The 14,614-nt window shown below is 61.2% G+C and carries 13 protein-coding genes; 12 read left to right on the forward strand and 1 reads right to left on the reverse strand.

Going from position 1 to position 14,614, the window contains the following annotated elements:
• Positions 1 to 2 precede the first annotated feature (2 nt).
• Positions 3 to 1,355: an aminotransferase class III-fold pyridoxal phosphate-dependent enzyme gene (locus tag AC02Y0_RS21390; RefSeq protein WP_476381128.1), complete on the forward strand. Its 1,353-nt coding sequence runs from the start codon at positions 3 to 5 to the stop codon at positions 1,353 to 1,355.
• Between the two features lie 36 nt (positions 1,356 to 1,391).
• Here AC02Y0_RS21390 and hpaR read toward each other — a convergent pair whose 3' ends face one another.
• Positions 1,392 to 1,871, reverse strand: coding sequence for a homoprotocatechuate degradation operon regulator HpaR (hpaR, locus tag AC02Y0_RS21395; RefSeq protein ID WP_476381130.1), 480 nt, complete (start codon positions 1,869 to 1,871; stop codon positions 1,392 to 1,394).
• A 115-nt stretch (positions 1,872 to 1,986) separates the two neighbouring features.
• On the opposite strand from hpaR, the gene AC02Y0_RS21400 reads away from it, so the two are divergent.
• From AC02Y0_RS21400 to AC02Y0_RS21450, 11 genes are all read left to right on the forward strand, one after another.
• Positions 1,987 to 2,379, forward strand: a complete 393-nt coding sequence (locus AC02Y0_RS21400) for a 5-carboxymethyl-2-hydroxymuconate isomerase (RefSeq protein WP_476381132.1) — start codon at positions 1,987 to 1,989, stop codon at positions 2,377 to 2,379.
• A 60-nt stretch (positions 2,380 to 2,439) separates the two neighbouring features.
• Positions 2,440 to 3,954, forward strand: a complete 1,515-nt coding sequence (gene hpaE / locus AC02Y0_RS21405; RefSeq protein WP_476381134.1) for a 5-carboxymethyl-2-hydroxymuconate semialdehyde dehydrogenase — start codon at positions 2,440 to 2,442, stop codon at positions 3,952 to 3,954.
• A gap of 57 nt (positions 3,955 to 4,011) precedes the next feature.
• Positions 4,012 to 4,992 (forward strand): 3,4-dihydroxyphenylacetate 2,3-dioxygenase, encoded by a 981-nt coding sequence (gene hpaD, locus AC02Y0_RS21410; protein WP_476381135.1) that lies wholly within the window; start codon positions 4,012 to 4,014, stop codon positions 4,990 to 4,992.
• A 64-nt stretch (positions 4,993 to 5,056) separates the two neighbouring features.
• A complete protein-coding gene (gabD, locus tag AC02Y0_RS21415; protein ID WP_476381137.1) occupies positions 5,057 to 6,511 on the forward strand; it encodes an NADP-dependent succinate-semialdehyde dehydrogenase in 1,455 nt (484 codons plus the stop codon).
• Between the two features lie 11 nt (positions 6,512 to 6,522).
• Positions 6,523 to 7,395, forward strand: a complete 873-nt coding sequence (locus AC02Y0_RS21420) for a fumarylacetoacetate hydrolase family protein (protein ID WP_476381139.1) — start codon at positions 6,523 to 6,525, stop codon at positions 7,393 to 7,395.
• A gap of 1 nt (position 7,396) precedes the next feature.
• A complete protein-coding gene (gene hpaH / locus AC02Y0_RS21425; RefSeq protein WP_476381141.1) occupies positions 7,397 to 8,200 on the forward strand; it encodes a 2-oxo-hept-4-ene-1,7-dioate hydratase in 804 nt (267 codons plus the stop codon).
• Positions 8,201 to 8,253: 53 nt separating this feature from the next.
• A complete protein-coding gene (locus tag AC02Y0_RS21430) occupies positions 8,254 to 9,060 on the forward strand; it encodes an aldolase/citrate lyase family protein (protein ID WP_476381142.1) in 807 nt (268 codons plus the stop codon).
• Positions 9,061 to 9,151: 91 nt separating this feature from the next.
• Positions 9,152 to 10,108 carry a helix-turn-helix domain-containing protein gene (locus tag AC02Y0_RS21435; protein ID WP_476381144.1) on the forward strand — a complete coding sequence of 319 codons (957 nt, stop codon included), beginning with the start codon at positions 9,152 to 9,154 and terminating at the stop codon, positions 10,106 to 10,108.
• Between the two features lie 114 nt (positions 10,109 to 10,222).
• Complete coding sequence (locus AC02Y0_RS21440) at positions 10,223 to 11,629, forward strand: aldehyde dehydrogenase family protein (protein WP_476381146.1); 1,407 nt, start codon at positions 10,223 to 10,225, stop codon at positions 11,627 to 11,629.
• A 58-nt stretch (positions 11,630 to 11,687) separates the two neighbouring features.
• Entirely contained in the window at positions 11,688 to 13,280 is a 1,593-nt protein-coding gene (locus AC02Y0_RS21445; RefSeq protein ID WP_476381148.1) for a GMC family oxidoreductase, read from the forward strand.
• 69 nt (positions 13,281 to 13,349) lie between these two features.
• Complete coding sequence (locus AC02Y0_RS21450) at positions 13,350 to 14,606, forward strand: ABC transporter substrate-binding protein (protein ID WP_476381150.1); 1,257 nt, start codon at positions 13,350 to 13,352, stop codon at positions 14,604 to 14,606.
• The last annotated feature ends 8 nt before the right edge of the window (positions 14,607 to 14,614 follow it).

A 14,614-nucleotide genomic window follows, 5' to 3' on the forward strand; every position in this document is an offset into this window, starting at 1 on the left:
GAATGAAGACCTCCAACTATCTCAAGGAAAACAACGCGAAGCGCCTGTGGCACCCGATGGCGCATCCGGCCGAGAGCCTGGCGAACCCGCCCGACATCATCGTTGAGGGAGAGGGGGTGGAGATCGTCGACGTCGATGGCCATCGCCTGGTGGATGCCGTCGGCGGTTTGTGGAACGTCAATCTCGGCTATTCCTGCGAACCGGTGAAAAAAGCGATCGCAGCGCAGCTTGACCGGCTTCCCTATTATTCGATCTTCCGCGGCACGACGAACGACAATGTCATCGAGCTATCCGAGATGCTGGCGGAGTTCTTTGCTCCGGACGGGCTGTCGCGGGCGTTCTTCACGTCGGGCGGATCGGATAGCGTCGAGATCGCCCTGCGGCTTGCGCGTCAGTATCACAAGATCCGCGGCGAGGCCGGGCGTATCAAGTTTCTCAGCCTGAAGAAAGGTTATCACGGCACCCACACCCTTGGTGCCTCGGTGAATGGCAATTCGAATTTCCGAACCCAGTATGAGCCGCTGATGCCCGGCTGTTTCCACACGCCGGCACCGTACACTTATCGCAATCCGTTCGATGAGACCGATCCGGAGCGGCTTGCGCAGCTTTGCCTCGCAGCGATCGAGGATGAGATCAAGTTTCAGGATCCCTCGACCATCGCAGCCTTTATCATGGAGCCAGTACTGGGGGCTGGTGGTGTCATCACACCGCACGAGAGCTTCATGCCAGGCCTGCGGGCGATCTGCTCGAAATACGGCATCCTTCTCGTCGCAGACGAAGTCATCACGGCTTTCGGGCGCACGGGAAGCTGGTCCGGGTCCCGGCATTGGGGCGTTCAGCCTGATCTGTTGTGCTCGGCCAAGGCGATCACCAATGGCTATTTCCCCTTCGGTGCGGTCATGGTGTCGGATGCCGTGGCAGAGGTGTTCGAGAAGGACACGTCCGGCAAGGGCGCCATCGGGTCTGGCTATACCTATTCGGGCCATCCCGTCGGTGCAGCTGCAGCTATTGCATGCCTGAAGGAAACGGAACGGCTGCAGGTGGCTGCGAATGCGGCTGTGCGCGGGGACGAACTCTTTGCCGGCCTGCAGGTGCTGATGGCGAAGCACCAGGTCGTTGGCGATGTGCGCGGCGGCGAGGGGCTGATGTGCGCGGTCGAACTCGTGTCCGATCGCGGCACGAAGGCGCCGATCGACAAGAAGAGCATCGGAAAGGTGCATCGGGTCGCTTACGAGGCCGGTGTGATGGTCCGTGTTTCCGGCAACAACATCATCCTGTCTCCGCCGCTGATCGTCACCGCAGGGGATGTTGCCAAGATCCTCTCGGCTTTGGATGCAGGTCTCGCGGCGCTCTGAGCGTCGATCGTGCAGTCGAAGGACTTCGAGGTGTGACTATTTGGGGTCCATCGAGTCCGCCAACTCGCCAAGAAGGTCGAGGAGCAGGTTGATCTTCTCCTCGCCGAACTTTCGCTCAAGCTCGCTGTAGATCACGCGGCTTTCCGGTGTCACTTCTTCGATGATCCCCAGTCCGACGGGGGTGATCTTCAGCAGGACCCGTCGACCGTCCGCCTCGTCGCGCTCTTTGGCAATCAGTCCGCGTTCTTCGAGCGACTTGATGATCCGGGTGAGGGAAGGGGCGAGTATGAAGGCCCGTTCGGCCACTTCCGACGCGTCGACGGTGCCATTTTCGCCGAGGATGCGGATGACCCGCCACTGTTGTTCGGTCAGGTCGTGGGCTGCCAGCATCGGGCGGAAATGCGTCATTACGGACTCGCGTGCCCGCAGCAGCGCAATCGGCAGGGACCGCCTGGAGTTGCGCGGTAGGAGTGCGTCCTGCGTGAGTTCGGTAGGCTTGTTTTCGGCGGTGGTCATCCTTCCTCTATGGGGAAATTCCCCCGCATTTGCAAACATTCGTTGCCTCGCATTTCCCGTCTTGACAGGCAGTCCATATCATTTAACATGTTAAATATAAACGGCGGGAGGAACCATGCCGCATTTCACTTTCGACTACTCGGCCAACCTGGAGGGTTTGGTCGACTTGAAGGATTTGGCTGGTCTCATCCATCGCACGATGACGGAGACAGGCCTCTTCGAGCTGGGAGCAATCCGCGTCCGAGGGTTCCGTACGGAGACCTATGCGGTAGCGGATCTTCTGGAGGAGAACAGCTTCATCGACATGTCGCTGCGCATTGGTCAGGGGCGCAGCGAAGCGGATCGCAAGGCTGCTGGCGATGCCATCTTCGCCGCCGTCAGCGCGTTCCTGTCTGAGCGTTTCGAGACGCCACATTTCATGCTGTCGCTCGAAATCCGTGAGATCGACGCTGATTTCAGCTGGAAGAAGAACGCCATTCATCCGCGGCTTCGACAGCAGACCATTTGACAACAGCCAAAAGACATAAGGCGTCGGCTCGACGCACAGCAAGTCCAGGGAGACGGGTGCATGGCATCGTTTGAAGACAATCTGAGCAAGGCCAAGGCCTATCTGAAAAAGTTCGAGGGCGGCGTGAAGAACCGCATCGGAGGAGAGGATCTCGACGCTCTCGACGGTTCGTCCTTCGAGACCATCTCGCCGGTGGATCTCGGTGTCCTGGCAAAGGTTGCGCGTGGCAAGGCTGCGGATATCGATCTCGCTGCAAAGGCAGCGAAGGCGGCCTTCGCCGAATGGGCCGCAATGCCGGGCGATGCTCGCAAGAAGCTCATGCACAAGATCGCCGACGCGATCGAGGCGCGGGCGGAAGAGATCGCCTTTGTCGAGTGCATGGATACCGGACAATCGCTGAAGTTCATGGCCAAAGCAGCCTTGCGCGGGGCAGAGAACTTCCGCTTCTTCGCGGATCGTGCACCGGAAGCGCGTGACGGCAAGTCCTTGCGGGCGCCCGGACAGGTGAACCTGACCACACGCGTGCCGATCGGCCCTGTGGGTGTCATCACGCCCTGGAACACGCCGTTCATGTTGTCGACCTGGAAGATCGCCCCGGCACTGGCGGCTGGCTGCACGATCGTCCACAAACCGGCCGAGTTTTCTCCGCTGACGGCGCGTCTTCTGGTGGAGATCGCCGAAGAGGCCGGGCTGCCGAAGGGCGTCTGGAACCTCGTCAATGGCTTCGGCGAAGACGCAGGCAAGGCGCTGACGGAACATCCGCTGATCAAGGCGATCGGGTTCGTCGGTGAGAGCCGTACCGGCTCGATGATCATGAAGCAGGGCGCCGATACGCTGAAGCGTGTGCATTTCGAACTCGGCGGCAAAAACCCGGTCGTAGTCTTTGCCGATGCGGACCTGGAACGTGCTGCCGATGCGGCCGTCTTCATGATCTATTCGCTCAACGGCGAACGCTGCACGTCCTCGTCGCGACTGCTGGTCGAGGAGAAAGTCTACGACCAGTTCACTGCCATGGTCGCGGAGAAGGCCAAGCGCATCAAGGTTGGCCACCCGCTCGACCCGCAGACGGTCATCGGACCGCTGATCCACCCCGTGCACGAGAAGAAGGTGCTGGAATACATCGAGATCGGCAAGTCGGAAGGGGCAAAGGTCGCGGCCGGTGGCGCGAAATTCGTTGGTCCCGGCGGCGGCTGCTACGTCTCTCCGACCCTGTTTACCGGCGCCAACAACCAGATGCGCATTGCGCAGGAGGAAATTTTCGGCCCCGTGCTGACGGCGATCCCGTTCCGCGACGAGGACGATGCCCTGTCGCTTGCCAACGACGTCCAATACGGCCTGACCGGCTATCTCTGGACATCCGACGTCACACGGGCCTTCCGCTTCACCGAACATCTCGAGGCCGGGATGATCTGGGTGAATTCGGAAAACGTTCGACACCTGCCGACGCCGTTCGGCGGTGTGAAGAATTCCGGGATCGGCCGCGACGGCGGCGACTGGTCCTTCGATTTTTACATGGAAACCAAGAACATCGCTTTCGCCACCAAGCCGCACGCCATTCAGAAGCTGGGCGGCTGAATTTCACACGACACGATCGACGCCTGCGGCGCCAACCGCAGGCCGGAGGAGGACATCATGGCACTACCAGAACCCAATCTCTACCCGCCCTTCAACATCGTGCGTCTCAGCCACGTTGAATTCGGCGTCACAGATCTCGCCCGGTCGCGCGCCTTCTATGTCGACACGCTCGGCCTGCAGGTGACCGACGAGACCTCGGATGCGATCTATCTGCGTGCAATGGAAGAGCGCGGCCACCACTGCATCGTACTGCGCAAGTCCGACAAGGCAGAGGCGCGGGATCTCGGCTTCAAGGTCTATGACGAAGCCGAGCTGGACAAGGCAGCACGCTTCTTCGATGGCAAGGGTCTCGGTGTTGAATGGGTCGAGCGCCCCTACCAGGCGCGGACCTTCCGTACCCGCGACCCGCACGGCACGCCGCTGGAATTCTACGCCAAGATGGACCGTCTTCCGCCGATCCACCAGAAATACGCGCTCTATCGCGGGGTCAAACCGCTGCGCATTGACCACTTCAACTGCTTCTCGCCAAACGTTGATGAAAGCGTTGCCTTCTACAACGAAATTGGCTTCCGGGTCACCGAATACACCGCCGATGAAGAGACGGGTCGCCTTTGGGCCGCCTGGACCCACCGCAAGGGCGGCGTGCATGACATCGCCTTCACCAATGGCAAGGGCCCGCGCCTGCATCACACTGCCTTCTGGGTCCCGACACCGCTCAACATCATCGACCTGCTCGACCTGATGTCGACCACCGGCTGGGTCGCCAATATCGAGCGCGGTCCGGGTCGTCACGGCATATCGAATGCCTTCTTCCTCTACATCCTCGATCCGGACGGCCACCGCATCGAGATCTATTGCTCGGACTACCAGACCGTCGATCCCGATCTGGAGCCGATCAAGTGGGACCTGAAGGATCCGCAGCGCCAGACCCTTTGGGGGGCGCCGGCACCGAAATCGTGGTTCGAGCACGGGAGCCTGTTTGCAGGCGCGGCTGTCCGTGAGTCTGACCTCAAGGCGCAGCCGATCATCGCGCCCTGACCACATCCGCGAGGGCAGCGCGGCACACGTGCTGCCCTAAGTCTCCTCTGAATAAGGCCAGTCCATGCAGCTCAAGGACCCGACACTCTTTCGCCAGGCCGCCCTCGTCGGCGGTGACTGGATCGAGGCCGATGCGGCAAACTCCATCGCGGTGGACAATCCCGCAACTGGCGAGATCATCGGGCGCGTGCCCAATCTTGGCGCCGAGGAAACCCATGCCGCGATCGAAGCCGCCAGAGTGGCGCAGATCGAATGGGCCGGCCGGACTGCCAAGGAGCGAAGCGTCATCCTGCGCCGCTGGTACGAGCTGGTCATGGCCAGCCAGGATGATCTCGGCCGCATCCTGACCCTCGAACAGGGCAAGCCGCTCGCCGAGGCCAAGGGGGAAATCGCCTATGGTGCCTCCTTCATCGAGTGGTTTGCCGAAGAGGCGCGGCGGCTTTACGGCGATATCGTCCCTGGTCACCAGAAGGACAAGCGCATCTTGATCATGAAGCAGCCGATCGGGGTGGTGGCTGCGATCACACCGTGGAATTTTCCGAACGCGATGATCACGCGCAAGGCGGGGCCAGCTTTTGCGGCCGGCTGCGCCATGGTTCTGAAACCGGCCTCGCAGACACCATTCTCGGCTATTGCGCTCGCCATCCTCGCGGAACGCGCCGGCTTGCCGAGAGGGCTGTTCAGTGTGCTCACCGGTTCTGCCCGCGTAATCGGTGCAGAGCTGACTTCGAGCTCGGTCGTGCGCAAGCTTACCTTTACCGGCTCAACTGAAGTGGGGGCGGAGCTGTACAGACAGTCGGCGCCTACCATCAAGAAGCTGGGGCTGGAACTCGGTGGCAATGCGCCCTTCATCGTGTTCGATGACGCGGATCTCGATGCGGCGGTCGAGGGTGCGTTGATCGCGAAATTCCGCAACAATGGCCAGACCTGCGTCTGCGCCAACCGGATCTATGTCCAGGATCGCGTCTATGATGCCTTTGCGGAAAAGCTCGCGAGCGCAGTGGGCCTGTTGAAGACGGGCAATGGCTTCGACGAGGGGGTCACGCTCGGTCCGCTCATCGACGGCAATGCGCTCGCCAAGGTCGAGGAGCATGTCGCCGATGCCTGTGCTCATGGTGGACGGGTTTTGGCTGGCGGGCGGCGCCACCAGCTTGGCGGCCATTTCTATGAAGCCACCGTCATCGCCGACGTAACGCCAACGATGATGGTCGCGAGGGAGGAAACCTTCGGGCCACTCGCCCCACTGTTCCGATTCACGGACGAAGTGGATGTGATCGCGCAGGCGAACGACACCGAATTCGGGCTTGCCTCCTATTTCTACGCCAAGGATCTCGCGCGCGTATTCCGTGTCGCCGAGGCCTTGGAATATGGGATGGTCGGCGTCAATACGGGGCTGATCTCGACAGCGGAAGCTCCATTCGGCGGTATGAAACTATCAGGCCTCGGACGCGAGGGATCGCGTTACGGCATCGAGGAATTCACCGAAATCAAATATGTCTGCCTCGGCGGCGTCGAGTGAGGAGCATGTCCATGTCCTATCCCCGTTTTCTGAGCTTCAGCACGTCGACAGGCCGGCAAGGCTTCGGTCTGGTTGTTGAGGGCGGCATCGTCGATCTTTCCATGCGATATGCCGGACAATACCCGACCCTGCGCGAGGTCATTGCCGATGATGCACTCGCAACGCTCGCGGAGCGTCATGCCGACGACAAGGCAGACATGGCGCTGACGGAGGTTTCATTCGAAATCCCGATCCCTGCGCCGGAGAAGCTGATCTGCGTCGGCGTCAATTTCCCTGACCGCAACGAAGAGTACAAGGACGGGCAGGCGGCGCCTGCCAACCCGTCGCTGTTCATTCGCTTTCCCCGATCTTTTACGGGTCACGATCAGCCGTTGATCCGTCCGCCAGAAAGCCCGCAGCTCGACTACGAGGGCGAAATCGTTGTCGTCATCGGCAAGGGTGGTCGACGGATCGCCGAACAGGATGCCCTCGATCACATCGCGGCGCTGACGCTCTGCAACGAGGGTACGATCCGCGACTGGGTACGACACGCCAAGTTCAACGTGACCCAGGGCAAGAATTTCGACCGTACCGGATCTATCGGCCCCTGGCTCGTTCCGTTCGTGGACGAGAGCCAGATCGCCGATATCAAGCTCGAAACCCGGGTCAATGGCGAGGTCCGCCAGAGCGACCGCACCAGCCGGATGATCTTCTCCTTCCGGAAGATCATCAACTACATCTCGACCTTCACCACGCTGGTTCCCGGCGACGTGATCGTCTGCGGCACGCCGACCGGTGCCGGCGCCCGCTTCGATCCGCCCATCTGGCTGAAGCCCGGCGATGTGGTCGAAGTCGAGGCGGATGGACTGGGGATCCTTACAAACACGATCGCTGACGAGGCCTGACATGCTGACACATGAAGAGATCGAAGCTGCTGCCGCCAGGCTCGATGAAGCAGAGCGGACACGAGTTCAGACGGGTCTGTTGTCGCTAGCCCATCCGGGGATCGACATGGATGACGCCTATGCCATCCAGGCGTCTTGGGTGAAGCGCAAGGTCGCCGCGGGGCGCAGGGTCATCGGCTGGAAGATCGGCCTGACCTCCAAGGCCATGCAGTATGCCCTCAATATCGACATTCCGGATTCAGGTGTCCTCTTCGACGACATGGTCTTCGAGGATGGCGCCACCGTCCCAAAAGACCGCTTCATTCAGCCGCGCATCGAGGCCGAGATCGCCTTCGTCATGAAGGCACCGCTGAAGGGGCCGGGCGTTACCGTCTTCGACGTGCTGAACGCCACAGATTACGTGACACCGGCACTGGAGATCCTCGATACCCGCATTCTCCGCGTCGATCCGGCAACGAAGAAGGCGCGGACGGTGTTCGACACGATTTCCGACAATGCCGCCAATGCCGGCATTGTCACCGGCGGCCGCGCGGTTCGTCCTGATCAGCTCGACATGCGCTGGATGGGCGCGATCGTCAGCCGCAATGCCGAAGTCGAGGAAACTGGCCTCGGCGCGGGCGTGCTCAACCAGCCGGCCCGCGGGGTCGCATGGCTCGCCAACCGGTTGGCGCAGTATGGTGACGGGATCGAGGCGGGGCAGATCGTGCTCGCGGGCTCGTTCATCCGCCCCGTCGAGGCTCGCCACGGAGACACGATTGTCGGCGACTTCGGTCCCTACGGCACAGTCAGCCTGTTTTTCGAATGAGTATGATCAGGCGGGCCTGGCCCGTCTGACCCGAATTGAAAGAGGAGGCCGTGATGCCTGCACCCGTCAACAGCTTCAAGCGTGGTCTGAAAGAGGGCCGTTTGCAGATCGGCCTTTGGCAGGCTCTGGGAAGCCCGAACACGGTCGAGATCTGTGCCGGTGCCGGTTACGGCTGGCTTTTGCTGGATGCGGAGCACGGGCCGAGCGACGTTCCGCGGCTGGCCGAGCAGTTGCGCGCGATGCGTGGTTCGCCGTCGCATGCCATCATCCGCCCACCCATTGGCGAAACATGGGTCATCAAGCAGATGCTCGATATCGGCGCCCAGACCATCCTCGTGCCCATGGTGCACGACGCGGAGCTCGCCGCCGAGATGGTCAAGGCCGTGCGATACCCGCCGCACGGCGTTCGCGGCGTCGGCGCAGCATTGGCGCGTGCCTCTGACTTCAACCGCATCGGCGATTATCTGCAGACAGCGAATGATGAGATCTGCCTGCTGGTGCAGGTAGAAAGCTGTGTTGCGATCGACAATCTCGATGCGATCTGCGCCGTCGATGGTGTCGACGGTGTGTTCATTGGACCATCCGACCTGGCGGCTGACATGGGGTTTCTCGGGCGTCCCGGTGCTCCCGAAGTCCAGGAGGTGGTGGAGCGATCCATCGGTCGGATCCTCGCTTCCGGCAAGGCCGCCGGGATCCTGATCGGCGATCTCGGGCTCGCGAAACGTTATGCCGAACTCGGAGCCACCTTTGTCGGGATCGGCAACGACGTCGGACTGCTCAGCAATGCTGCCGCGCGATTGCTCAAGGATTTCAGCGACGCAAAACCGGCGCAGCCGACGGCCGGCACGAAGGTCTACTGACCTGCAAGGGGAGCTGCACCTGGAATTTGACAATTCCCAGATTTGTTAACATGCTCAGTAAATAGGTGACCGACTTTGGGAGGAGGCGGACATGCACTTGGGGAGCTTGGGACGTTGCGTTCCCACGCAATGGATGACGCGTGAGTTCGACGCCTGGACGTCGGACCTCAAGTCTATCTGCGGCCACTTCAATCCAACCCGATACGACGGATCGAACGTCGTGCGCGGCGGGGCTGCTCTGTCTCACGCCGCCGGTGTGGAACTGGCGCACGTGGCGAACGACCTCGATTACATCCGCCGTAATCCCGACGACATCAGGGCCGACCAGGGCGATAACCTGTTCCTGCTGCTACAGCTTGAAGGGTCCTGCGGGGTCGAGCAGTCGGGCCGTCAGGAACAACTCCATCCGGGCGAATGCATCCTTGTCGATTCTACGAGGCCGTCAATATTCTATTTCGGCGGGTCATTTTCCAATCACCTGTCGGTACACCTGCCGAGGCAGATGCTTCTGTCCGATCGGGCTGTGCGAATTTCGGTGACGCGCAAGATCAAGGCGGATGATCCGATGTCGATCATGCTCGGCGCGCTTGTGGCCAAGATGATGAGCACGTCAAGCGACGACAACCGGGCGCCGCATCTCAGGGAATTGCTGTTCAACACGACGCGGCAGGCCTTTGCGTCCGATCCGGGCGAAGAATTCTTCGTCCGTGGCGACAGCGGGACGGGACGGCTCGAGGTGGTCCAGGTGCTCATCGACGAGAACCTGACCGAGGAATATCTGACGCCCCAATGGCTCGCCAACCGCGTCGGGGTTTCGCTGCGGACGCTTCAGGAGGACCTGAGCTCGCAAGGCATGACGGTAACCGGCATGATCAAGCTCAAGCGGCTGCACCTTGCCCGGGCGAGGCTCGAAAGACTGCGGGGCGCGCATCATCCGGGTGCTATTGCCGACGTCGCCTATTCGGTCGGTTTCAACGATATCTCCTACTTCAATCGCAGCTTCCGCAAGCTGTTCGACTGCTCGCCAAAGGACGTTGTGATGGCCTGATTTGGTATGAGGCGCCCACCGCGCTTTTGTCCAATTCATGCCGCGCCGTGATCCAAGAATTACCGACGGGCATTGGCTAGTCTCCTTCCATCGCAGTGCATGGGAGGATGTATCATGCAGGAATTCACGCTTGTCATCGGTGGCAAGGCGGCCCCGACCGCGCGTCACAAAGAGGTCAAGAACCCCTCGTCGGGCGCTGTTGTGGGCAAGTCGCCACTGGCCACCATCGACGACCTTAACGCTGCCGTATCCGCAGCAAAATCCGCCTTTCCGTCGTGGGCTGCCACTTCTTCTTCCGAGCGCGCCTTGCTCTGCGCCCGTGTGGCGGAGGTAGTCGAGGCGAATGCGGAGGAACTCGCGCGGCTTCTGACGCTTGAGCAGGGCAAGCCGCTCAACGGGCTCGGTTCTCGCTTCGAGATCGGTGGTGCCGTTGCCTGGACCCGCCATACGGCGTCCCTCGATCTGCCGATCGAGGTGGTCCAGGATGGGCCGGAAGGCCGGGTGGAGCTGCATCGCAAGCCGATCGGCGTGGTCGCTGCCATCACGCCGTGGAACTGGCCGGTGATGATCGCCTGCTGGCATATCATTCCAGCCATCCGCACCGGCAATACCGTTGTCATCAAGCCGTCGCCGAACACGCCGCTGACGACCATTCGTCTGGTGGAACTGATGAACGAGGTGCTTCCGGCCGGCGTCGTCAACGTCATAACCGATGACAATGATCTCGGCGCTGCTCTCACTTCCCATCCGGATGTCGCGAAGATCACCTTCACCGGATCGACCGCCACGGGACGTCGCGTGATGGCATCCGCTGCCGATACGCTGAAGCGGCTGACGCTCGAACTCGGCGGCAACGATGCCGGCATCGTCCTGCCCGACGCCGATCCCAAGGCGATTGCCGAGGGCCTGTTCTGGGGCGCCTTCATCAACAGCGGCCAGACCTGCGCCTGCCTTAAGCGTCTCTACGTACATGACAGCATCTATGATGCGGTGTGCGATGCACTCGCGGCCTACGCGTCCGCCATCAAGGTGGGCGACGGCCTGGCGGAGGACGTGGTTCTCGGGCCGCTTCAGAATTCAGCCCAGTTCGGCATCGTCTCTGACTTCGTAGAGGATGCGGTTGCCAAGGGCGGGCGGGTATTGACGGGTGGCGCACCGCAGGGCGGATCGGGCTACTTCTATCCCGTCACCCTCATCGCCGATGTCGATCACGGTGCGAAGCTTGTTGACCTGGAACAGTTCGGACCGGCTCTGCCGATCATCCGCTATCATGACATCGAAGAGGCGATTGCCAAGGCCAACGACAATCCGAGCGGTCTCGGTGGATCGGTCTGGTCGGGGGATGTTGCCAAGGCGAAGCAGGTTGCGGCGCGGCTCGAATGCGGGTCGGTCTGGATCAACAAGCATGGTGCGATCCAGCCCAATGCGCCGTTCGGAGGGGTGAAGCAGTCCGGCATCGGCGTCGAATTCGGCGTCGACGGACTGAAGGAATTCACCACCATCCAGACCGTTTTTTCCTGAACCGTTCGTCAGGCTTTTTTCAAGGCGCGGCTGTTGCGACATCGCGCGGGAGGCTCAAATGCGTGAGTTTGATTATATCGTTGTCGGTGGCGGGTCTTCCGGATCCGTTGTGGCCGCACGTCTTTCGGAAAATCCGTCCAACAAGGTCCTGCTGATCGAAAGCGGTCAGAAGGACACCGACAAGTTCATCCATATCCCCGCCACCTTCTTCAAGGTGATCGAGAAGGGCCGGGATGTGCATTTCTACATGTCGGAGCCGGATCCCGGCATCAAGGGCAAGCCCAATGTCGTGCCGCAGGGCAATGTGCTCGGTGGCGGTAGCTCGGTCAATGCGATGATCTACATTCGCGGCCAGCGTCAAGATTACGAGACCTGGGCGCAGATGGGATGCCGGTCCTGGTCCTATGACAAGGTGCTCCCCGTTTTCCGTGACTTGGAAGGCAATCAGCGGCTCTCCGGAGAGTTTCACGGTGCGGAAGGTCAGTTGAAGGTGTCGGACCGCCGCTACGGCCATCCTCTGTCCTGGGCCTTTGTCCGTGCTGCCCAGGAGGCAGGCATCAGCTACAATGAGGACTTCAACGGTGCGGAGCAGGAAGGTGTCGGCTTTTACCAGACGACGACGAATAACGGTCGTCGCTGGAGTGCCGCACAGGCATTCCTGCGGGACGCAGAAGGACGCGCCAATCTCGAGATCATGACCGGCATCAAGGTCGAGAAGATCCTGTTCGAGGGGCGTACTGCTGTTGGTGTTCAGCTTTCATCCGGCGAGAGGGTTAAAGCGCGCGGTGAGATTGTCCTGACGGCAGGCGCGATCGCGACACCGAAGATCCTGCAATTGTCGGGCATTGGTTCTGCCGAGCACCTGCGCTCGCACGGCATCGACGTTGTGGCCGATCTGCCAGGTGTCGGGGAGAACTATCAGGATCACCTGGAGGCGACGGTTCAGGCCGAAGTCAACATCATGTCCCTGTTCGGTCAGGACAAGGGGCTCGCCGCTGCCAGCCATATGCTGCAATACATGTTGACGAAAACGGGTCTTTTGACCTCGACCGTCGTCGAATCTGGTGGTTTCGTCGACACGGCAGGCCTTGGTCAGCCCGACATCCAGTTCCATGTGCTGCCAAGCTTCGTCGGCTTCGGAGAGCGTACGGCTGAGCCTGGACATGGCATCTCGATCGGCCCGTGCTTCCTGCGACCGCAGTCGCGCGGAACGGTCAAGCTTCGCTCGGCCAATCCCGGGGATCCCGCACTCTTCCACGCCAATTCCTTCGCCAATCCGGCGGATCTGGAGACGCTGGTCCGCGGTGTGGAACTGGCGATCAAGATTACCGAGGCGCCGTCGCTGGCGAAGATCATCAAGCGCCGCGTTCTGCCGACACCCGGCATCGAGAAGGATCCGGAGGCCTTGCGCGACTACATCCGCAGTGTCTCTAAAACCGTCTTCCATCCCTCCGGTACGGCCAAGATGGGCGTCCGGGAGGATCGCATGGCAGTCGTTGACGAGGAGCTCAAGGTCTTCGGGGTTGACCGACTGCGCGTCGCGGACGCCTCGATCATGCCGACGCTTGTTTCGGGCAACACCAATGCACCGACGATCATGATCGGGGAGCGCGCCAGCCGCTTCATCTTGGGGAGGGATCGGGCGGCCTGAGGAGACCGCGCGATCAAAACCGGCCTTTGGGCCACGACGCCGGGTTCCGGCTCACATTGGGAGGAAAACATGAAATCGCATCTTCTGGGCGGCTCCGCCGCTATCGCAGCTCTGTTCCTGATTTCGGCGGGCTCCGCCGCAGCCGCGCCGAGCTGCGGCCTGAACAACGGCCAAGCCGCCAGCGGTGAGCCGATCAAGGTCGGTGCCATCGTCGGCCGAACAGGCCCCGACGACTTCTCGTCCGCCTCGCTGGCGGCGAAGGCCTATTTCGACTGCGTCAACGCCAATGGCGGGATCAATGGCCGCCCGATCGAATACCTCGTCGAGGACGACCAGTGGAACCCGGAAGTCGCCGCGCAGGTCGCGACCAAGCTGGTCAAGGACGAAGAAGTGGTCGCCCTCGTAGGCAACGCTTCCTTCGTGGAAATGGGTGTCAATGCCAAGCTGTATGAAGAAGAGGGCGTGATGGCCATGGCCTCCGGTTGCGCCGTGGCGGAGTGCTTTGAATCGAAGAACATCGTGTCTACCAACCAGGGTCCGCTGCCGTCTTCCGTAGGTGCTGCTCAATGGGCTGTCGCCAATCTCGGCGCGACCAATGTCGTGTGCATCGGTCTCACCATTCCGAGCGTCGGTCCGTATTCCTGCGGCTGGACCGAGAAATACATGCAGTCGAAGAACCTCGCAGGTTCGAGTGTCCTGCTTGATCCTGCCGCTGCCGACATGAACTCGGCCTTCCTCGAAGCCGTGGCTTCTGGTGCTGACACGATGCTCGTCAACCTGCCGGCAGGCATGGCTGCTGCCTTCCTGAAAGCGGCACTCGAGTCCGGCCAGCGTGACAGCTACAAGTGGATCTCCTCCACGCCGCTCTATGATCGTGATGTTCCCGCCATGCTGGGTGCCGATTGGGCCGGTGTCATGCATGTGAATATCGAGCTGACACCGATCGACGGAACCGGCCCCGATGCCAGCAATTGGCGTGCGGTTCTTGATGCTCACGGCAATGCCGATGATCCTCGCGATACGTTTAGCCAGGCCGGATACCTGTCTGCCCGCTTCTTCGTGGATGCCATGCTGCAGCAGGATCCGGCCAAGCTCGACCGTGCCACGGTGAGCGAGGCGATCCGCAACATCAAGAACTACAAATCTGACCTTCTGTGCGGTCCCTATTATGTCGGCACAGGCGATCGCCACATGCCCAACCACGCCAACATGATGGTCCAGATGGTCGAGGGCGGCTACAAGGTTGTCGGTGAGTGCACTGACGTGGACAGCGCCTATCTCGATCCCTATCGCGCCGATGAAAAGGCGCTCGGCATCGTGAACTGAGGCCGCGG

Source organism: Allorhizobium sp. nf9_anc, assembly GCF_056323085.1.